General features: G+C 59.5%; 14 protein-coding genes, 1 pseudogene and 1 riboswitch. Of the genes and pseudogenes, 10 read left to right on the forward strand and 5 right to left on the reverse strand.

What is annotated here, in order from left to right:
• Nucleotides 1-107 precede the first annotated feature (107 nt).
• The gene (locus ACR0JF_RS05085; RefSeq protein WP_170660451.1) at nucleotides 108-485 is read left to right on the forward strand and encodes an OB-fold nucleic acid binding domain-containing protein; all 378 of its coding nucleotides are present in this window, start codon (nucleotides 108-110) and stop codon (nucleotides 483-485) included.
• Nucleotides 486-502: 17 nt separating this feature from the next.
• On the opposite strand, the gene ACR0JF_RS05090 is transcribed toward ACR0JF_RS05085, so the two are convergent.
• A complete protein-coding gene (locus ACR0JF_RS05090; RefSeq protein WP_480668931.1) occupies nucleotides 503-895 on the reverse strand; it encodes a hypothetical protein in 393 nt (130 codons plus the stop codon).
• A 185-nt stretch (nucleotides 896-1,080) separates the two neighbouring features.
• On the reverse strand, nucleotides 1,081-1,770 hold the full coding sequence (locus ACR0JF_RS05095) for a glutathione S-transferase N-terminal domain-containing protein (protein ID WP_170660450.1): 690 nt from the start codon (nucleotides 1,768-1,770) through the stop codon (nucleotides 1,081-1,083).
• A 128-nt stretch (nucleotides 1,771-1,898) separates the two neighbouring features.
• Nucleotides 1,899-1,976: riboswitch (SAM riboswitch) on the forward strand.
• A 65-nt stretch (nucleotides 1,977-2,041) separates the two neighbouring features.
• On the opposite strand from ACR0JF_RS05095, the gene metZ reads away from it, so the two are divergent.
• On the forward strand, nucleotides 2,042-3,235 hold the full coding sequence (gene metZ / locus ACR0JF_RS05100) for an O-succinylhomoserine sulfhydrylase (RefSeq protein ID WP_170660449.1): 1,194 nt from the start codon (nucleotides 2,042-2,044) through the stop codon (nucleotides 3,233-3,235).
• Nucleotides 3,236-3,453: 218 nt separating this feature from the next.
• Nucleotides 3,454-4,557 carry a GTP cyclohydrolase FolE2 gene (folE2, locus tag ACR0JF_RS05105; protein ID WP_170660448.1) on the forward strand — a complete coding sequence of 368 codons (1,104 nt, stop codon included), beginning with the start codon at nucleotides 3,454-3,456 and terminating at the stop codon, nucleotides 4,555-4,557.
• A gap of 413 nt (nucleotides 4,558-4,970) precedes the next feature.
• Here the strand turns inward: folE2 and ACR0JF_RS05110 are convergent, their stop codons facing one another.
• Complete coding sequence (locus ACR0JF_RS05110) at nucleotides 4,971-5,663, reverse strand: hypothetical protein (RefSeq protein ID WP_170660447.1); 693 nt, start codon at nucleotides 5,661-5,663, stop codon at nucleotides 4,971-4,973.
• On the opposite strand from ACR0JF_RS05110, the gene ACR0JF_RS05115 reads away from it, so the two are divergent.
• Nucleotides 5,662-7,110 carry a TrkH family potassium uptake protein gene (locus tag ACR0JF_RS05115; RefSeq protein WP_170660446.1) on the forward strand — a complete coding sequence of 483 codons (1,449 nt, stop codon included), beginning with the start codon at nucleotides 5,662-5,664 and terminating at the stop codon, nucleotides 7,108-7,110. The two genes, ACR0JF_RS05110 and ACR0JF_RS05115, sit on opposite strands and share 2 nt — an antisense overlap.
• Nucleotides 7,110-8,684 carry a 5-guanidino-2-oxopentanoate decarboxylase gene (locus tag ACR0JF_RS05120; protein WP_170660445.1) on the forward strand — a complete coding sequence of 525 codons (1,575 nt, stop codon included), beginning with the start codon at nucleotides 7,110-7,112 and terminating at the stop codon, nucleotides 8,682-8,684. The genes ACR0JF_RS05115 and ACR0JF_RS05120 overlap by 1 nt, the downstream gene beginning before the upstream one ends.
• A gap of 56 nt (nucleotides 8,685-8,740) precedes the next feature.
• Here ACR0JF_RS05120 and ACR0JF_RS05125 read toward each other — a convergent pair whose 3' ends face one another.
• The gene (locus ACR0JF_RS05125; protein ID WP_170660444.1) at nucleotides 8,741-10,480 is read right to left on the reverse strand and encodes a serine protease; all 1,740 of its coding nucleotides are present in this window, start codon (nucleotides 10,478-10,480) and stop codon (nucleotides 8,741-8,743) included.
• Between the two features lie 205 nt (nucleotides 10,481-10,685).
• Here ACR0JF_RS05125 and ACR0JF_RS05130 point away from each other — a divergent pair, with 205 nt between their 5' ends.
• On the forward strand, nucleotides 10,686-11,615 hold the full coding sequence (locus ACR0JF_RS05130) for a glycine--tRNA ligase subunit alpha (RefSeq protein ID WP_170376388.1): 930 nt from the start codon (nucleotides 10,686-10,688) through the stop codon (nucleotides 11,613-11,615).
• A gap of 8 nt (nucleotides 11,616-11,623) precedes the next feature.
• Here the strand turns inward: ACR0JF_RS05130 and ACR0JF_RS05135 are convergent, their stop codons facing one another.
• Complete coding sequence (locus ACR0JF_RS05135; RefSeq protein WP_170660443.1) at nucleotides 11,624-12,256, reverse strand: MarC family protein; 633 nt, start codon at nucleotides 12,254-12,256, stop codon at nucleotides 11,624-11,626.
• 79 nt (nucleotides 12,257-12,335) lie between these two features.
• Between ACR0JF_RS05135 and ACR0JF_RS05140 the strand changes: the two genes are divergently transcribed.
• From ACR0JF_RS05140 to ACR0JF_RS05155, 4 genes and pseudogenes are all read left to right on the forward strand, one after another.
• A complete protein-coding gene (locus ACR0JF_RS05140) occupies nucleotides 12,336-12,857 on the forward strand; it encodes a DUF6446 family protein (RefSeq protein ID WP_170660442.1) in 522 nt (173 codons plus the stop codon).
• A gap of 10 nt (nucleotides 12,858-12,867) precedes the next feature.
• Nucleotides 12,868-14,078: pseudogene (gene gltS / locus ACR0JF_RS05145) on the forward strand (sodium/glutamate symporter).
• A gap of 9 nt (nucleotides 14,079-14,087) precedes the next feature.
• Nucleotides 14,088-16,307: a glycine--tRNA ligase subunit beta gene (gene glyS, locus ACR0JF_RS05150; RefSeq protein WP_170660441.1), complete on the forward strand. Its 2,220-nt coding sequence runs from the start codon at nucleotides 14,088-14,090 to the stop codon at nucleotides 16,305-16,307.
• 68 nt (nucleotides 16,308-16,375) lie between these two features.
• Nucleotides 16,376-18,937 (forward strand): pyruvate, phosphate dikinase, encoded by a 2,562-nt coding sequence (locus tag ACR0JF_RS05155; RefSeq protein ID WP_170660553.1) that lies wholly within the window; start codon nucleotides 16,376-16,378, stop codon nucleotides 18,935-18,937.
• Nucleotides 18,938-19,050 lie beyond the last annotated feature (113 nt).

The raw sequence follows: 19,050 nt of genomic DNA on the forward strand, positions 1-19,050 counted from the left end.
GATGTTCGAATTCTTCCTTAATCAAGGCATTTAGGTCTTTCTAGCCTCATTTGCGACTCTGTGCGCCGCGTCTGGACTTTCTGCGTGATTGTTCTATTTTTGTTCTCATGCTTGTTGCCGCGACTTGTCCTGATGTTTCAAACCGAACCTGGCCCCGCCCACCGGCCTGTTTGCCCGCCAACCGGCTTGATCAGCCACCCGAAGGCGCGCGGGTGGCGGTGGCGGGTCTGGTGATCCTGCGACAGCGGCCGGGAACCGCCAACGGGGTGATCTTTCTGACGCTTGAGGATGAGACGGGGATCGTGAACATCGTGGTTTGGCGCAAGATCTACGAGCAATTCCGCCGTGCGGTGATATCGGGGCGGTTGCTGAAGGTTACGGGCCGAATGCAGAAGGTCGACGCGGTGATCCATGTCATCGCGGAAGAGATCGAGGATATCTCGGGAATGCTGGATGTTCTGGTGCGGGGAAGGGGCGAGCAGTGACACCCTCTAGGGTCGCTTCAAGATGAGGTCGGCAAGCCGTTACACTGTGCGGCCGCACGAGCTCGTGTTTCAATCAGCTGTTTAAGTAGATCCGAATTTCGCCGCAGACGTTGCGCTTCGGCATCGCGGTTGATCGGGATCGGAACTTCGGTCGTTTTCTTTCGTTCCTTCGTGCAGGCATATAAAACACCGTTTTTTACACATCTGTCCACGTATGTTTCAGTGAAGGAGTGCTTCTTTATCCTATACCCTCTGCTGAGGTTGGCTTGCGCCGCCTTAACCTCTTTTTGGGCGCTTGCTATCTGACCGTTATAGGCAAACCTCACTTGCTGAATGCAGGATTCATATGGGGAAACGGTACATGCAGACACAATTAAACCCGCCCCAAGGACGATGAATTTCCAATTCATCCAAAATCTCCAGAGAAATGTATTTATGCGGCGTTTCTGCCAGCAAGAATCGATTATACCTTAAGTTGAGCGGAGAAAAGGTATCGTGGCAAAAAAATTATATAAAATAATAGATTGCCGGACGCTCGTCTGCAATCCAGCGACGGCTTTAGCGAAATACCTTCCAGGTGGGAATGCGCGTTACCTTATCGCTTGAACAAAACACTCTGCGCTTGTTTGCTACTGTGATCCCCACGCAGCTCGGCGTGTAGGGCGCGTCCGGCTTGAACGGCGGGGCGGGCGCTCACAGCCTCTAGCCAGCGGGCGAAGTGAGGCTTATCGTCCAGAACTTGCTGCTGACCCTCCCAAAGGCTCGCCCAGCCCCAAATCGACATATCGGCGATCGAGTAAAAATCACCCGCGACATACTCGTTCTCGGCCAGACGCCGATCCAGCACGCCGTAAAGCCGGGCGACTTCGGCTCGGTAGCGGTCTTTGGCATAGGGCAGGTCCTGCGGAGGCTCCAGGTTAGGGGCGTATTTAAGGAAGTGATGCGCCTGACCCGCCATCGGGCCCACGCCGCCCATCTGCCACATCAGCCACTCTTCTACCGCAACCCTGTCCCGTTCGGTCGTGCCATAAAACCGGCCGGTTTTGCGCGCCAGATACATCAGGATCGCGCCGCTTTCGAACACCGTGATCGGCGCACCATCAGGCCCGTCGGGATCGACGATGGCGGGCATGCGGTTATTGGGTGAGATCTTCAGAAACTCCGGATCGAACTGGTCGCCCTTACCGATGTTGATCAGATGGGTGGTGTAGGGCAGCTCCATCTCTTCCAGGGCGATGGAGGCTTTCCAACCGTTCGGGGTGGGCCAGAAATACAGGTCGATCATGATGTCTCCTATGTTTCAGGCGATCATGAGGGTTTTTGGGGAAGGGGCAAGCGACAGAGGGCCATGTTACGAAAGCGTGACCGAACCCTGCCTGCACTTGACCCCGCGCACGCTGCGACGTAAAGGCAACCCTGCTACGTGGCGATTTGTTACCGGATTGCGGGCCACGCTAAACAACACCGCTAAAAGGTCAGGATGAAAGGCCCCTTTCGCTTGACCGCGTCTGGGGTTTTTTTGATGTGCCTCGGGGATCGAGGCCGAAAGGAATGACATGAGCGAGAACTGGACCAAACGCACCCAAGCCGTCCATGGCGGCATCCGTCGCAGTCAGTACAACGAGGTGAGCGAAGCGATCTTCCTGACCCAGGGCTTCGTATACGACACCGCCGAGCAGGCCGAGGCCCGGTTCCTTGAATGTGGCCCGGACGAATTCATCTATGCCCGCTATGGCAACCCGACAGTGTCGATGTTCGAACAGCGTATCGCCGCGCTAGAAGGGGCCGAGGATGCCTTTGCCACCGCGTCTGGCATGGCCGCTGTCAATGGTGCGTTGACCTCGATGCTGAAAGCGGGGGACCATGTGGTCTCGGCCAAAGCGCTGTTCGGGTCGTGCCTATTCATCCTGGAAAACATCCTGACCCGCTACGGCGTTGAAGTGACGTTTGTCGATGGCACCGATCTTGACCAGTGGAGGGCGGCGATCCGCCCGGACACAAAGGCTGTTTTCTTCGAATCCATGTCAAACCCGACGCTCGAGGTGATCGACATTGCCGCCGTTGCGGAACTGGCCCATGCGGTTGGTGCACTGGTTCTGGTGGACAACGTGTTCTCGACTCCGGTGTTCTCGCGCGCGGTCGAACAGGGCGCGGATGTGGTGATCTATTCGGCGACCAAACATATCGACGGGCAGGGCCGGGCGCTCGGTGGTGTGATCCTTGGCACCAAGGAGTTTATCCGTGGCACGGTCGAGCCTTACATGAAACACACCGGCGGTGCACTTAGCCCGTTCAGCGCTTGGATCATGCTCAAGGGTCTCGAGACTATGGCCCTACGGGTCAACGCGCAGGCCGCAACTGCGCAGGCCGTGGCCGAGGCGCTGGAAGGTCACTCGGCGCTGGAACGGACGCTTTATCCGGGTCTGAAAACCCATGCACAGAATGCTCTGGTACAGACGCAACTGGGGGGCAAGGGCGGAACCGTGCTGTCTTTGGACATCAAGGGCGGCAAGGACGCAGCATTTGCATTTCTGAATGCGCTGACGATCCCGGTGATCTCGAACAATCTGGGGGATGCGAAATCCATTGCTACGCATCCGGCAACCACAACCCATCAACGTCTGAGCGATGAACAGAAAGATGAACTGGGCATCACACCCGGTCTGATCCGCCTTTCCATTGGTCTAGAGGATGCAAACGACCTGTTGGCCGATATCCAGCGCGCTCTGGACGTTTCGCAGGGCCAGTAGAAAAGCCTTAAACCGGTGCCGTGACAGGCAGAGAGGTGGAACAACCTGCCTCTCTGACCCGAGGAGGCTGGCGGCACACTGTGTCGCTACCGCGCGCAGAATGCCGGATTTACGCTGGGTTTTTTCGATCCATCCTGTTAATTGGCCCGTATCGGGTTAAACTGGATACTGAACTTCAGCCGTTTGAATTTCGACGGCCAACCGAGGAACCTCAGCCTATGAATGTTCACCCCCGTGACATCGACGACGCCCCGAACCGGGAACAGGCCGCAGAAGCGCTGAAATTGCTGCGGCAATGGGCCAAGACCGCGCCTGCGGCCGAGATTAGCCAGCTCGACCCGTCCTTGGCGCGGCTCGTGCCCGGCATGTCGGCGGTGAACTATCCATCCCTGTCACGTGAATTTCCCGAAGGTTTTGTTGCGGATGAGGCGTACCGAGCCACATTGCCAGACCTGCAAAACGGCCCGTCCAGCCTGATCCGGGGCGCCAAGCAGCAGATCCAGCACGTGGGCATCTCGAACTTTCGCCTACCGATCCGTTTTCACCGCAAGGATGGGGATGACCTGACGCTCGAGACTTCGGTCACTGGCACGGTGAGCCTTGAGGCCGAGAAGAAGGGCATCAACATGTCCCGCATCATGCGGTCCTTCTACAAACACGCCGAGCGGACCTTCAGCTTTGAGGTAATGGAAGCCGCGCTGAGCGACTATCTGACCGACCTCGACAGTTTCGACGCGCGTCTGCAGATGCGCTTTTCTTACCCGGCCAAGGTGAAAAGCCTGCGCTCTGGCCTCGAGGGCTACCAGTATTACGACATCGCGCTGGAGCTGATCGAACAGAACGGTGTGCGCCAGAAGATCATGCATCTGGACTATGTCTATTCCTCGACCTGTCCTTGCTCACTAGAACTGAGCGAGCATGCCCGGTCGCAGCGTGGACAGTTGGCAACGCCGCACTCGCAGCGCTCGGTCGCGCGGATTTCGGTACTGGTGGATTGCGACGCCGACTGCCTGTGGTTCGAAGACCTGATCGAGCTGTGCCGCAGAGCGGTTCCGACGGAAACGCAGGTCATGGTAAAGCGTGAGGATGAGCAGGCTTTTGCCGAACTGAACGCGGCCAATCCGATCTTTGTCGAAGACGCTGCGCGCCTGTTCTGTGCGGAACTGCTGGCCGATCATCACGTGGGCGATTTCCGTGTGATCGCCAGCCATCAGGAGAGCCTGCACAGCCATGATGCGGTCTCGATCCTGACGGAGGGGCCTACATTCGCGGCCTCCAGCCTTGATCCGCGTCTGTTCACGACTTTATTCCACGTGGGTTAACCCTCCGGAGATGCGGAAAATTTAGCCGCGTCCTCCCAAAAACAGCGCTTTTTCGCCGCAATGCAGCAAAACTTGCTGCGTATGCGCAGTAAATGGGCTATGAAGGCAGGGAATGCAGCTGCCGCTTGCTCGTTGTCAAACGGGTGTGCCGCCCCCGGAAGGAAGCCGAGACGTGCGACGCCTTGGACTGCAAGACCCCGCCAACCGCCCGAGTGATCGGCGCGGACTGGGCATCCCTCTCTCAGTGTTCCGGCTGCATCGCATTTACAGGAGAGACATGTCATGAACCCAATTTCCCAACCGTTGGAGCTGCAGGCGGCTGCAATGCGCGTGGCTGGATACGCCGTGGTCAGCCAGATGAAGATTATGCAGATCATGGCCCGGTCGGCCATGGAACTGCCGATGGCGCCCCTTCATGCGCTGCGCAATACCGCATCGGAGCCGGCGCCGGCCAAACCTGCAGCAAAACGTGCGGCTGCACCTAAACCTGTTGCCAAACCGGCTGCAAAACCTGCTCCGGCCAAGCGGGCCATGACTGCCAAGAAGGTGCAATCCAAACCCGCCGCATCGAAGCCTAAGGCTGAGCCGGTTGCAAAATTCACCGCCAAACCGCGCCCGGCGGCAAAACCCGCCGCCGCCAAAGTTGCGCTCGCATCTGCAACGCCTAAACCGGCGGCTAAGGCTGCGCCTGCAGCAGCAAAGCCCAAACCGGCCGCTAAGGCGACCCCAGTAACAGCAAAGCCCAAGACAGTTGCCAAGGCAGCGCCTGCACCGGTGACATCCAAACCCTCGGCCAAGGCTGCCCCTGCGCCCGCAACACCTAAACCGGCGGCCAAGGCAACTCCGGCAAAGACCGTGGCTAAAAAGGCGGCACCGGCCAAAACTCCGGCGGCGCCCAAGACTGCGCCAAAACCCGCGGCCAAGGCACCAAGTGCGGCACCGGCCAAAGCGGCTGCAGCGACGACAGAGCCCCCTAAACCGGCCCCTCGCAAGACGCGCGCGCCGTCTAAACCGCCCGCAATGCCCAAGGTCGTTGCGAAATCCGACGAGTAATCGGGGTCATCTGCTTGACACGGTCGGGCTGGCGCGCCAACGCTGCGCGTCATGATGGATCTTCGCCCGGTCGGATATGTGATTGGCATGCTGGTCGCCATTCTGGGGGCGACCATGCTGCTGCCTATGCTTGCCGACATGATTGAGGGGCGGGGCGAGTGGCATGTCTTTCTTGAAAGCGCGATCATCACCGTTCTGACCGGCGTTGTCCTTGCGCTGAGCTGCGCCAATGGTGTGGGCGAAGGTCTGACCATCCGTCAGACCTTTTTGCTGACCTCTGGCGTCTGGGTCGCGCTGCCGGTGTTCGGAGCAATTCCGTTTTTGTTTGGCGAGACCGAGCTGCGCTTTGTCGACGCGTATTTCGAAGCGATGTCGGGCCTGACCACCACCGGATCGACCGTGATTTCGGGTCTGGATGACCTACCGCAGGGCCTGCTGCTATGGCGCGGTATCCTGCAATGGCTGGGCGGCATCGGGATCATCGTTGTGGCTATGGTTTTTCTGCCTGAACTGCGGGTTGGTGGTATGCAAATCTTTCGCTCGGAAGGTTTTGAAACCATGGGGAAAATCCTTCCTCGCGCGCAGGAGATCGCGGGCCAGATCTCGCTGATCTACGTGTTCCTGACGCTGTCCTGCGGCCTTGTCTATGCGGCCGTCGGAATGGGATTCTTTGATGCGACGGTCCACGCCATGACCACCATTGCAACGGGCGGATTTTCGAACTACGACAGCTCGTTTGCAAACTTCAGCGGCCCGGCGGAATACGCGGCCTCGGTCTTCATGATCCTCGCAGCGCTGCCTTTCGTGCGCTATGTGCAACTGGCCAATGGCAACACCTCGTCGCTATGGCAGGACAGTCAGATCCGCGCCTTTCTGGCAACCATTCTGGTACTGGTCGTCGTGATGTCTGTGTTCCTGACCTCGGTCTTTCCGCACCATTGGGAGCGGGCTCTGCGCGAGTCGCTGTTCAATATCACCTCGATCATCTCGGGCACCGGTTATGCAAGTGTCGACTACATGCTCTGGGGCAGCTTCCCGATCATGCTGTTCTTCCTGATCGGCCTGATCGGAGGCTGCGCCGGATCGACCGCCTGTTCGATCAAGGTGTTCCGCTATCAGCTTCTGTTTGCGTCGATCAAAACGCAAATCCGACGCATCCGGTCACCGCATGGGGTGTTCGTACCGCTCTATGACGGGCGCCCCGTCAGTCGGGACGTACTGACCTCGGTCATGAGCTTTTTCATGTTCTTCGTCCTGTCGATGGGGATTCTGTCCTGGGCGCTAGCGCTGACCGGGCTGGACTTCATCACATCCGTTTCGGGTGCCGCGACGGCGCTGGCCAATGTCGGGCCGGGGCTGGGGAACCAAATCGGCCCGGCGGGCAATTTCGCCGGTCTGAACGACACCGCAAAATGGCTGTTGACCGCAGGCATGCTCGTCGGCCGACTTGAGCTGCTGGCCGTCTACGCAATCTTTACCGTCCAATTCTGGAGAGACTGATGAAAAGACCGCTTGGTGCGCAGCTGTCCCATATGCTGAGGGATCGCGGCGTGGATGTGATTTTTGGCATTCCCGGCGTCCACAATCAGGAAATGTATCGCGGCATTGAAGAGGCCGGGATCACCCATGTGCTGGCCCGGCACGAGCAGGGCGCCGGGTTTATGGCCGATGGCTATGCGCGGGCGACAGGCAAGCCGGGCGTTGCCTATGTCATCACGGGTCCGGGGCTGTGCAACATCATGACACCGATGGGGCAGGCCTATAGCGACTCGGTCCCGATGCTGGTGCTGTCATCCTGTCTGGATGAGACGCAGGCGCAACGCGGTCAGTTGCATCAGATGAAGGACCAGCAAGGGGCGGCGGGTACTGTCGCGGATTGGTCGGCGCAAGCGAACACTGCGCAGGCCGCTTATGGCTTGGTCGAGCGCGCGTTCGAAGAATTCGAACTCTCGCGCCCGCGACCCAAGCACATTCAGGTGCCGATTGCGCAGCTTGAGGGCGACGCCGATCCCGCGCTATTCCCGAACCAACCGGCCTTGCGCCCCAAGGTGTTTGCCCCGGATGTCGCGCCGGTAGTGTCCTTGCTGAACATCTCCAAACGGCCTTTGTTCATTCTGGGTGGTGGTTGCAAATCGAACGAATGGCGGCAGATTCTGACCCAGCTGGGTGCAGCCTGTTTCACGACTTACGCAGGGCGTGGCATGGTCGGGGCGAACTATCAGCTGGATTTCGGGGCGATGCTGCCTCGGCCCGGCAGCGCCGAGGTGATCGCCTCAGCCGATCTGGTGATCGCTGTTGGGGCCGAGTTGGGCGAAGTTGACCTCTGGCGGGAAGAGCTTGGCCATTCGGCGCATCTGGTCCGCGTCGACTTGGACCCCGAGGTCCTGTCAGACCGCCACCGCGCTGCTGTCAAGATTCAGGCCGACAGTGCCAGCTTTGCCCGCGCCCTGTGGGCCGTTACTGAAAGCGCCAAACCTGCGACGGGTTGGACGGCTGAGGAAGTCGCCGAGGCGCGCGCCCGTTGGCGGGCCGAGGTTGATGCAGAGCGCCCAGGCATCGTGCCCGTCGTTGATACGCTGCGCGCCGCGATGCCTGCTGACACCATGATCTATTCCGACATGACCCAATTCGCCTACGCCGCGAAAGAGGTCTGGGACATGGCCTATCCCCATCATTGGCACCATCCGACCGGCTTTGGCACCTTGGGCTATGCGTTGCCCGCTGGCATCGGTGGGGCAGTGGCGCGGCGCGGGCGGCCAACGGCGGTCATAGCCGGGGACTATGGGTTCCACTACACGATGCAAGAGCTGGGCGTGGCGGTAGAGCTGGGCCTGTCTTTGCCGATTATCCTCTGGGACAACGGCAAGCTGAAAGAGATCGAGGATAGTATGGTCCGCAGTCAGATTGCGCCTAACGCGGTTGTGGCGCGCAATCCTGATTTTTGCAAACTGGCCGAGGCGTTCGGGGCGTTTTCCAGTGCGCCGAAAACTGTGGATGAGATGAAGGAGGCTGTCAAAGCTGCATTTCAGGCCTCGGGGCCGACATTGATCTACGTAACGCCGGACATTCTGTAGGCAGGAAAAAAGCCGCCGCGCAGATGCGCAGCGGCTTTTTCAGTTTGGGGACATTGTTAGTCCCAGCAATGCACCAGAACAGTCATTCCATTGGCGCGGCGGCTCAGCTCATTGGGTGAGATCTCAGCCGTCTCTTGCGCCTCTTGGCCCGAGATGCCCGCTTGCGTCAGGACATCATTCAGCCCTTGGGTCGAAACCGCCAGACTGACCGAGCGGGGTAAGGCGCGGCCCTCGGACGGGGTGGGCAGAAGCATGCCGACAACGCGGCCGCTGTCGTCAAAGACCGGACCACCGGCATCGCCCGGTTGGGCAGCCAGAGCGAGACGTTTCACACCGGCTTCTCCGTTCAGGCCGCGCACGTCCGCGATCTGACCGAAGGTGAGCGTCGGTGCACCCAAAGCCCCTTCGTAAGAGAAACCGGAGACCGCGACCTCCGACTGAATGCGCGGCTGGTCTGAGCGGAACTCGGCTACGTTGATCGGGGCCAAAGACTTACGCGGGTGCAGAACAGACACGCCCAGATCGGCGTCCGTCCAGGTCACCTGAAGCTCCTGATCGCCTTCCAGCGTGACACGGCTGCAACTGTCGGCGGCCTCGGATACGGTTAGGACAGTGCCGGATGCATCCGCGAAGAAGCCCGAACGAGACAGGCGCGGTTTGCGAACCTGAAGACCCGAGACCAGATCGACGCGCTGCTCAGCATCTGCGCCTGCGCTGGAATCCAGTACTGCATCAGTGGTGGTAAAGCTGGTTTTCATAGCGGCCAGAACGCGGGCGCGGCGGGCCTCATCACCCTCGGGCCAGACCAGCGTGAAGCCTTTGATCTTGCCATCCTTCAGCGCCGCTTCGGTGTAAGAGACGATGCCTTTGCCGCGCCCTTCCATAGTAAAGCGATCGCCTCGCAGTTCTCGCGGGCCGACCAGTGGCACGATTTCCAGCGACTGCATTACCTCATAGAGCGCGCGCAAGGTGGATTTACCGCCTTCCTGACTGATCAGCAGCGCTTGTGCGTTCAGGTCAGAGGTGCTTTGGAAATGCGCAAAAGGGGCCTCATAGTGATCAAAGGCGATGGCCTCCAGCGGCAGATCAACTGTGATCCCGGCCTGCTCGTCAGTGTATCGTGCCATTCCGACGCTGATCAGCGGAGCGTTATAGTCCTCGATCAATGCGGCGCGTTGGACGGTGGTGAGAACGCCGGTTGACTCATATCCGTTGAAGCTCTGCCAGTCGGCCATCGAACGACGTGTGCCTTGGCCGAAGGCTCCGTCTATGGTCGAGTTATAGAACCCCGCGGCCTGAAGTGCAGTCTGCAGGTCCTTGCGTTCCTGCGACGTCAGCAAACGCTCAGATTGCAGCGCCTGGGCACGGGTTTCATCCGAAGGCTGCGGGGTTGCGTCAGACAGCGTGTCAATGGTGGGCTGTTCGGGTTCGACCGGCGGGGCAACGGTGCCCCGGTTCAACACATTCGCCCCGATCGGCCAGTACTGCTGGCCCAAGGAACTTGAGAAGGTGATGAAACTGTCGCGAGGAATTTGTCCTTCGGCGCGGTAAACCCGCAGCACCTGTTCCGCGTCGCTGCGCAGGTAGGGGCCGATCACAATGGCGTACCAACCGCTGCCCAGGCGAAAACCGTTCACGTCAGGCAGTGCGCGGGCGTAGTCCTGCGCACGATCCTGTGCCTCACGCAGGGATGGCTGCGCCTCGACCTGAACCCAGACACCTTGATCTTGCTGGGCGGTTGCGGCGCGCAGGCCGACCAAAAGAAACAATAAAATTGCCGTAAATACTCGTGTCATTTTCTGCCCGTTTATGCAGTTTTGATGCTTTTGCTCAGAATACCCGATTTCGGGTGGCGAAAGCCATGGCGAGAATGCGGGGAATTTGCGGTGTGGCAGCGCAGATACAGCAGGGACCCATTGGCCCGTTGACGCCCCTCGGCCCCTTGCATAGGAAGGGCGAAACCCATCGGAACCGGGCGCAGGCGCGCCCAAAGGGAATGTCATGACAGATCAGTCCAGCGCACCTCGTTCTTTTCAGGAGATCATCCTGCGGCTTCAGACCTATTGGGCCTCGAAAGGCTGTGCGATTCTGCAGCCTTATGACATGGAGGTCGGGGCAGGGACGTTCCACCCGGCGACAACCCTGCGCGCGCTCGGGTCCAAGGCATGGGCCGCGGCTTATGTTCAGCCCTCGCGCCGTCCGACGGACGGGCGATATGGTGAGAACCCGAACCGTCTGCAGCACTACTATCAGTATCAGGTTCTGATCAAACCCAGCCCGCCGGACCTTCAAGAACTGTATCTGGGCAGCCTCGAGGCTATCGGCATCGACATGGAGCTGCATGACATCCGTTTTGTCGAAGACGACTGGGAAAGCCCGACCCTTGGGGCATGGGGTCTTGGATGGGAGGTCTGGTGCGACGGTATGGAAGTCAGTCAGTTCACCTATTTCCAGCAGGTCGGTGGTCATGATTGCACGCCAGTTTCTGGCGAGCTGACCTATGGTCTGGAGCGTCTGGCGATGTATGTGCTGGGCATCGACCACGTGATGGACATGCCGTTCAACGACCCTCAGTCCCCCAGCCCGCTGACATACGGAGACATCTTCAAGCAGACCGAAGAGGAATACGCCCGATGGAACTTTGATGTGGCGAACACCGAAGTTCTGCTGCGTCATTTCGAAGAGGCCGAGGCCGAATGCGCCACCATTCTGGCGCAACAGCATGATGATCCGAAAACAGGCAAGCGCATCGTAATGGCGCACCCGGCCTATGATCAGTGCATTAAGGCCAGCCACATCTTCAACCTGCTGGACGCGCGCGGGGTGATCTCGGTAACCGAACGCCAGGCCTATATCGGCCGTGTCCGGGCGCTGGCCAAGCAATGCGCTGATGCGTTTGTCCTGACCGAGGCCGCCGGGTACGAGGCCTGATGCAGCGTTCAGGCCAATCCGGGCAGCAATGCCTTGAGGCCGTCAGAAATCATGCCGATGGCGATGGCCGACAGGATCATACCCATGAAGCGGCTCATGATGACGCGTGCGTTGCTCGAAAGACGTTTGGACAGCCATGGGGCATTCCAGAAGGTTACCAAAAGCAAGGCGACGACGATCAAGAATACACCCGCGAAAACAACGGCTTCAAGCGGCTTGTTGACGTGATGCGCGTACAGGATCAGGGTCGTGATCGTGCCCGGGCCAACCAGAATGGGAAAGGCCAGCGGATAGAACGCGACTGTGTCAGGCGCAGGATAGGCCTCTTTTTCTCCGTCCGTTCCGTGATGCGAGGTGCTTTCGTTGCCGTTCAGCATATTCAGGCCGATCATCAGTACAACCAACCCTCCGGCGACACGCAGATGGTCCACGCTGATTCCGAACAAGCTCAGCGTCTGACTCCCAATGGCTGCGAACGCGCCGCCCAGGACCAGGCAGTAGAGCGCGGTTTTAACTGCGACTTTACGTTGATCCGCAGGGGGCAGGTCCTGCGTAACACTCAGGAACACAGGCAGGTTGGTGATCGGGTTCATGATCGCAAACAGCGCACCAAAGAACCCAACGGCGAGGGTCGATTCCATGAAAACACCCTTTTGGTATCAATCTTCACTGCGAAACCTGTCCGATTTTTCAGGAACTTGAAAGAGGCAGCCTAAGACAATGACAGGAAAATTGCTTGCGATCATTCTGGGGCTTTCGGCTGTGCTGGCCGGAGCGGGCATGTATTACCTTCAAGTCTACGGCTTCTATTATGAGGTCGAACCGAAGCCCGGACAGGACGTCGCCCTGTTGCCTGTGGATGGCGGAACTCCGCAGCCGATTGCCTATTCGTCGTTTCAGGCGATTGATGCGGATAGCTCTCCGATCCGGTATCGGGCCTGTTTCAACACGGATCTCTCCGAGGAACAGTTATCCGGCTTCATACCGGTCGAGAACGCTGAGCCCCTGACAGCTCCGGTTTGGTTTGACTGCTATGATGCGGTCGCCGTGGCCGAAGCGTTGAAATCCGGGCAGGCGCAGGCCTTCATCAGCGCGAAGAATATTCACTACGGAGTCGACCGCATTGTTGCGATCACCGAAGATGGGCAGGGCTTTGTCTGGCATTCCCTGAACAATTGCGGTGAAAAAGCCTACGATGGCACTGTAGTAGGCGAGGAATGCCCACCCAGACCGCAGGAGTAAGGAGACCGCCATGCAGCACGTCGTCGAAATTCCTGAGTTTCTGACGGCGACCTTAGGTTTTGCCGTTTACCTGCTTGGCGCACGGATCAATGATCGCGTCGCCGCACTTCGCAATTTCAACATCCCCGAACCCGTCACCGGAGGGTTGCTGGCTTCGTTTACCGTTCTGGCGCTGTATTTGATATTTGATCTTGAATTGTCATTCGAGCTGGGTACGCGGGATTTTCTACTGGTCGTATTTTTTGTCGGGATCGGATTGAACGCACGTCTGTCTGACCTGATTTCGGGGGTAAGCCGCTGTTTTTGCTTCTTATCCTGACCCTCGTGCCGATGGTTGCGCAAAACATGATCGGGGCGGCTGGCGCTTCCATGTTCGGCTATCCGGCGCAGGCGGGTGTTCTGCTCGGCTCGGCGGCGCTGATCGGCGGGCACGGGACTGCAATCACATGGGCGCCGGAAGTTGCGCGGGCGACAGGGTTGGACAGCGCGACCGAGCTTGGGGATGCCGTTGCAACGCTGGGTTTGGTTCTAGCCGCCCTGGTCGGTGGACCTATCGCGCGCTTGCTGGTTGAGGGGCGCAATCTCAGCCCCGACCGTCCAGACGAAGGGCCAAGTGTCGGACTGCCGGACGAAACAGAGGGCAAGTCGCTCGATATCGACCACCTGTCGATCATGCGCATTTTGCTGCATCTAAACCTCGCGATCATTGCGGGCTATTCTCTGAACGAAGCAATCTCGGCAGCCGGTCTAAAGCTGCCGCTATTTGTGCCATGTTGGATCATGGGAATCGTCATCGCCAATCTACGCGCCTTAGTGGCACCGTCGGCCCCACCGGTATCGCGCACGCCATCGCTGGCGTTGATCTCGGAATTTGCCTTGGGCGCGTTTCTGGCGATGTCACTAATGAGCCTTCAGCTCTGGACCATCGCCGAGCTTGGCATGGCCATCGTCGTCATCATGTCCGCCCAAACCCTGTTCACGGTGGTTTTCGTGCTGTGGGTGCTGTTCCCGGTCATGGGCGCAAACTATCGCGCCGCCGTGTTGGCTGCGGGGTTCGGAGGCTTCGCGTTAGGTGCAGCCCCCACTGCTATTGCGAATATGACCGCAGTAACCAAGCGATATGGTCCATCACCTATTGCCTTTATCGTGCTGCCCCTTGTATCCGCATTCTTTGTGGATATAGCCAATGCCATCGTCATCCAGACGATCGTAAATTTCTAAGGACCGAAAATGCCCGACCTGCTGATCGAACTGTTTTCCGAGGAGATCCCCGCGCGTATGCAGACCCGCGCGGGTGAGGACCTGAAAAAGCGGATCACCGATGGTTTGGTCGAGGCCGGTCTGACCTATGCCTCTGCCGCCGCCCTGACCACGCCGCGTCGCCTGACTTTGGCAGTCGAAGGGCTGCTGTCTGAGAGCCCCACGATCCGTGAGGAACGCAAAGGCCCCAAGGTCGGTGCGCCGGACAAAGCGATCGAAGGCTTCCTGCGCGGCGCTGGCTTGACCCGTGATCAGTTGGAAGAACGTGACACGCCCAAGGGTGCGGTCTATTTCGCCCAGATCGAAAAGCCCGGACGCCCGGCGGCTGAGATCGTGGCCGAAGTGCTTGAGGCCACGATCCGCAACTTCCCATGGCCCAAGTCGATGCGCTGGGGCTCCGGCCCGATGCGATGGGTGCGGCCTCTGCACTCGATCCTGTGCATTCTGACCGATGAGGCGGGCGCGCAAGTCGTTCCGCTTGAGGTCGAAGGCATCACCTCCGGCGACACGACCGAGGGCCACCGGTTCATGGCCCCGAACCGCTTTGCCGTTTCCTCGTTCGAGGATTTTGCCGCCAAACTGAAACGCGCCTTTGTGGTCCTGTCGCCCGAGGAACGTGCCAAGCATATCTGGAACGACGCCCAGAACATGGCCTTTGCTGCCGGTCTGGAAGTGGTCGACGACAAAGGTCTGCTGGCCGAGGTCGCTGGTCTGGTTGAATGGCCCGTGGTGTTGATGGGGCAGATTGACGACGAATTCCTCGACCTACCGCCTGAGGTACTGCAGACCTCGATGAAAGAGCACCAGAAGTTCTTTTCCGTGAAGAACCCCAAGACAGGCTGGATCGAGCGCTTCATCACCGTCGCCAACCGTGAAACTGCTGACAATGGTGCGACCATTCTAGCCGGGAACCAGAAGGTTCTTTCGGCCCGTCTGGCGGATGCGAAATTCTTCTGGGAGAACGATCTGCGCGTCGCCAAGTCGGACATCGCCCAATGGACCCGCGCGCTGGAGAATGTGACCTTCCACAACAAGCTGGGCACACAGGCGGAACGCATCGACCGCATCGCCGCACTGGCCCGCGAACTGGCCCCGTTGACCGGAGCAGATGCCGATCAGGCCGAAAAAGCCGCGCGTCTGGCCAAGGCCGATCTGAGCTCTGAGATGGTCTATGAATTCCCCGAACTTCAGGGTCTTATGGGCCGCTATTACATCGAAGCAGCAGGCGAGGACGCCGCCGTGGCCGCTGTGGCGCAGGATCACTACTCGCCGCTTGGCCCGTCAGATGACGTGCCGACCGCACCGCTTTCGGTGACCGTGGCGCTGGCCGACAAGCTGGACACGCTGACCGGGTTCTGGGCGATTGATGAGAAGCCGACCGGTTCGAAGGACCCGTTTGCTCTGCGTCGTGCTGCTTTGGGTGTAACTCGATTGATTCTCGAAAACGATCTGCGGCTGTCTTTGGATCGGTTCTTTGACAGCCAACTGATACGAGCAGAAAGCGCAATCAATGAGGCGCTGCCGGAGGCTAACGTTCTTGATCTATTGGAAGAAATCGCAGAACGAGGTGTCTTTGGTGCTGCATTCCAGACCGTAAGAGACAAAATAGATGATTTGCCTGCGGCAGCTTTTCTTGAACTTGAGAAAAAGGTCCCAGATGCATCTGACGATCTTCTGTCGTTTTTTCACGACCGCCTCAAAGTCTTCCTCCGAGATGAGGGCATCCGTCACGACGTCATCGACGCCTGTATTGTGATGGACGGCAATGATGACCTCAACCTACTGGTCAAACGCGCCCGGGCTCTGAACACGGTGATTGCGACCGAGGATGGGGAAAACCTCGTGCAGGGGTTCAAGCGGGCCAACAACATCCTGACGCAGGCCGAAGAGAAGGACGGCGTCGAATACTCCTACGGTGCGGATGTGAAATTCGCCGAGACGGACAGCGAAAAGACTCTGTTCTCGGCGCTTGACGCGGCGCAGGCGCAGATTGATCCGGCGCTCAGTGCCGAGGAATTCCCGACCGCCATGGCGGCCATGGCCGCGCTGCGCGGGCCGGTTGATGCGTTCTTTGAGGATGTGCAGGTTAACACCGACAATGACATCCTGCGTCGCAACCGTCTGAACTTGCTCAGCCAGATCCGCTCGGTCTGTTCCAGCGTTGCCGATCTGACCAAGATCGAAGGCTAAAGGTCCGGGCGCGCGGATTTGCGCGCCCAGATCACCCTTGCGTGACGGGCGCAGGGGCCTATGCTGCGGTGAAACCAAAAGGTGCCGCAGTGCAGAATAATCCGCATACCACGCTCATCACGTCCACCGCGCCCGTTGCCCCGCACACCCATGGGGGGCGGGCAAAGTGCCTGCAACGTCTGGTCCGGTTGGAGATGCCGGTGCCGCGCACGGTCGCGTTGTCTTTTGACGCGGTGCAGCGCATTGCCGAGGGACAAATCCCCGATCTGGCCGCAATCCTTGAGCAATTCGAGCCGACGGCGTTGTTGTGTGTGCGTCCCAGTTCCGAGGACCCCGATTGGGGCGGCCCCGGTGCGGTTCTGAATATCGGTATGAACGAAGCGCGGTTTGCCGAGCTGTCGAACTCGATGGGTGATGAGCCTGCCGCCGCCATGTATCTGCGCTTTGTGCAAAGCTACGCGATCCATGTGGCGCGTCTGGATGCGGATGTGTTCGACGAGATTGACGAGGATGGTGTCGCGGGGTTGAAGCGTACTCTGCACGCCTATGAGGATGAGACTGATGAGGTTTTTCCCGAGGATCGCGGTGAGCAGCTGATTGGAGTTCTGCGCTCGATGGCGCGGGCGTGGGATGGCACTTCAGCGCGCCTGCTGCGTCAGGCCAAGGGGGCTCCGGCCGATGCGGGGTTGGGGCTTGTCATCCAAGAGATGATTCCGGGCGTCGGGCAGGGTGAATGCGGCTCGGGCGTGCTGCAGTTGGTGGATCCGACCACCGGGATGCCTCAGATCACTGGCCGGTACCTGAGCCAGAGCCAGGGGCGGGATGCGTTGGGCGAAGATGTCTCAGCGCTCTATCTTGAGAAAGACCCGCGGGGACCGTCGCTGGAAGAAGTGGCGCCCAGCGCCTTTGCCGATCTGAAGGCTCAGGCCGCTTTGATGCGCGAGAAGCTGCGCGAGGAAATGCAGGTCGAATTCGTGATCCAGAACGGCAATGTGCATATTCTGGACGGTGTACGTGTTCAGCGGACCTCGCGCGCGGCGATGCGAATTGCGGTGCGGTTGGCTGAAGACGGTATCATCCCGCCACAAGAGGCGGTGATGCGCGTGGACCCTCATGCGCTTAACGAGCTGCTGCACCGTCAGGTCCACCCCGAGGCAGAGCGGGATGTACTGACCACCGCAATCGGCGCAAGTCCGGGGGCATCGACCGGCAAGATCGTGTTTACGGCCGCCGAGGCGCAAGCCAGCGCTGCGCGGGGTGAGGCCTGTGTTCTGGTGCGCCGCGAAACCTCGCCCGAGGATGTGCGGGGCATGCATGCTGCCGTTGCCGTCCTGACCGAAAAGGGCGGGATGACCAGCCATGCCGCCGTGATCGGGCGTGGTTTGGGGCTGCCCTGCATCGTCGGCGCGTCCGAGATGCGGTTCCAGACCAAGAAGAAAATGCTGACGACCCCGGATGGGCGGGTGTTCAAGACCGGAGACATTCTGACGATTGACGGAAGCTCAGGTCAGGTTCTGGCGGGGCAGCCCGAGATGCTCGAGGCCGCGCTGGACGACTGTTTCCAGACACTCATGGGCTGGGCCGATGCCGAGCGGGACATCGAAATCCGCGCCAATGCCGATACCCCTGCGGATGCGCAGACCGCGCGGAATTTTCAAGCGCAGGGCATCGGCCTGTGCCGGACTGAGCATATGTTCTTTGACCCCGGTCGCCTGATCGTGATGCGCGAGATGATCTTTGCGCAAACCTCCTCGGGTCGTGCCGCCGTGTTGGAGCGTTTGCTGCCCATGCAGCGTGACGACTTTGTGCAGCTTTTCCGTATCATGGAGGGGCAACCGGTCTGCATTCGCCTGTTTGACCCTCCGCTGCACGAATTCCTGCCCACCACCCGCGGCGGCCAGCGCGAACTGGCCGAAGCGCTGGATCTGCCTGTTTCGGATGTGGAGCGTCGCGTCTCTGCGATGACCGAATACAACCCGATGCTGGGCCTGCGCGGGGTGCGTCTGGGCGTTACGGTGCCCGAAATCTACGACATGCAGGCCCGCGCGATCTTTGAAGCTACGCTGGAGGCCCGCAAAAACGGTGCGCCAGTTGTACCCGAGGTGATGATCCCGCTGGTCTCGGCCAAGCGAGAGGTCGAGTTGGTCAAATCCCGCATCGACTCGGTGGCAGCCGCTGTCGCAGCGGAGCAGGGGCAGGAGTTCGAATACCGCCTCGGTGTGATGGTCGAAACACCACGCGCTTGCCTGCGCGCCGAAGAGATTGCGCCAAACACCGCGTTTTTAAGCTTCGGAACCAACGACCTGACCCAGATGACCTATGGTCTTTCACGCGACGACGCGGGGCGTTTCATGTCGGCCTATGTCCGGCAGGGGGTGTTCACAGAGGACCCGTTCCATGTTCTGGACGCCGACGGGGTTGGCGAATTGCTCAAGCTCGGGTCCGAGAGAGGGCGCGCGGCACAGCCCGATGTGACCCTTTCAGTCTGCGGAGAACACGGCGGAAACCCCGAATCAATCGCCATTTGCCGCGATCTTGGCTTTGACTATGTGTCCTGCTCTCCGTTCCGGGTACCGGTCGCTCGGCTGGCTGCCGCTCAACTAGCGATTTCGTCCAGACTTGGGGGTTGACAGCAGCCTGAAACCCAATGATTAGTGGTCAATAAGCGAACTTGTGGCGGAATTGTTTTTCTCCACGAGCGAATTTCCACTTGTATTTGTCTCTGATCTGGACCTTTGCGCAA

It is taken from the genome of Ruegeria sp. BG11 (assembly GCF_056538565.1).

Bases quoted from the DNA above. Each gene is read 5' to 3' on its own strand.
- ACR0JF_RS05085 (WP_170660451.1), top strand. From the start codon at position 108: ATGCTTGTTGCCGCGACTTGTCCTGATGTTTCAAACCGAACCTGGCCC.
- ACR0JF_RS05090 (WP_480668931.1), bottom strand. From the start codon at position 895: ATGAATTGGAAATTCATCGTCCTTGGGGCGGGTTTAATTGTGTCTGCA.
- ACR0JF_RS05095 (WP_170660450.1), bottom strand. From the start codon at position 1,770: ATGATCGACCTGTATTTCTGGCCCACCCCGAACGGTTGGAAAGCCTCC.
- metZ (WP_170660449.1), top strand. From the start codon at position 2,042: ATGAGCGAGAACTGGACCAAACGCACCCAAGCCGTCCATGGCGGCATC.
- folE2 (WP_170660448.1), top strand. From the start codon at position 3,454: ATGAATGTTCACCCCCGTGACATCGACGACGCCCCGAACCGGGAACAG.
- ACR0JF_RS05115 (WP_170660446.1), top strand. From the start codon at position 5,662: ATGATGGATCTTCGCCCGGTCGGATATGTGATTGGCATGCTGGTCGCC.
- ACR0JF_RS05110 (WP_170660447.1), bottom strand. From the start codon at position 5,663: ATGACGCGCAGCGTTGGCGCGCCAGCCCGACCGTGTCAAGCAGATGAC.
- ACR0JF_RS05120 (WP_170660445.1), top strand. From the start codon at position 7,110: ATGAAAAGACCGCTTGGTGCGCAGCTGTCCCATATGCTGAGGGATCGC.
- ACR0JF_RS05125 (WP_170660444.1), bottom strand. From the start codon at position 10,480: ATGACACGAGTATTTACGGCAATTTTATTGTTTCTTTTGGTCGGCCTG.
- ACR0JF_RS05130 (WP_170376388.1), top strand. From the start codon at position 10,686: ATGACAGATCAGTCCAGCGCACCTCGTTCTTTTCAGGAGATCATCCTG.
- ACR0JF_RS05135 (WP_170660443.1), bottom strand. From the start codon at position 12,256: ATGGAATCGACCCTCGCCGTTGGGTTCTTTGGTGCGCTGTTTGCGATC.
- ACR0JF_RS05140 (WP_170660442.1), top strand. From the start codon at position 12,336: ATGACAGGAAAATTGCTTGCGATCATTCTGGGGCTTTCGGCTGTGCTG.
- glyS (WP_170660441.1), top strand. From the start codon at position 14,088: ATGCCCGACCTGCTGATCGAACTGTTTTCCGAGGAGATCCCCGCGCGT.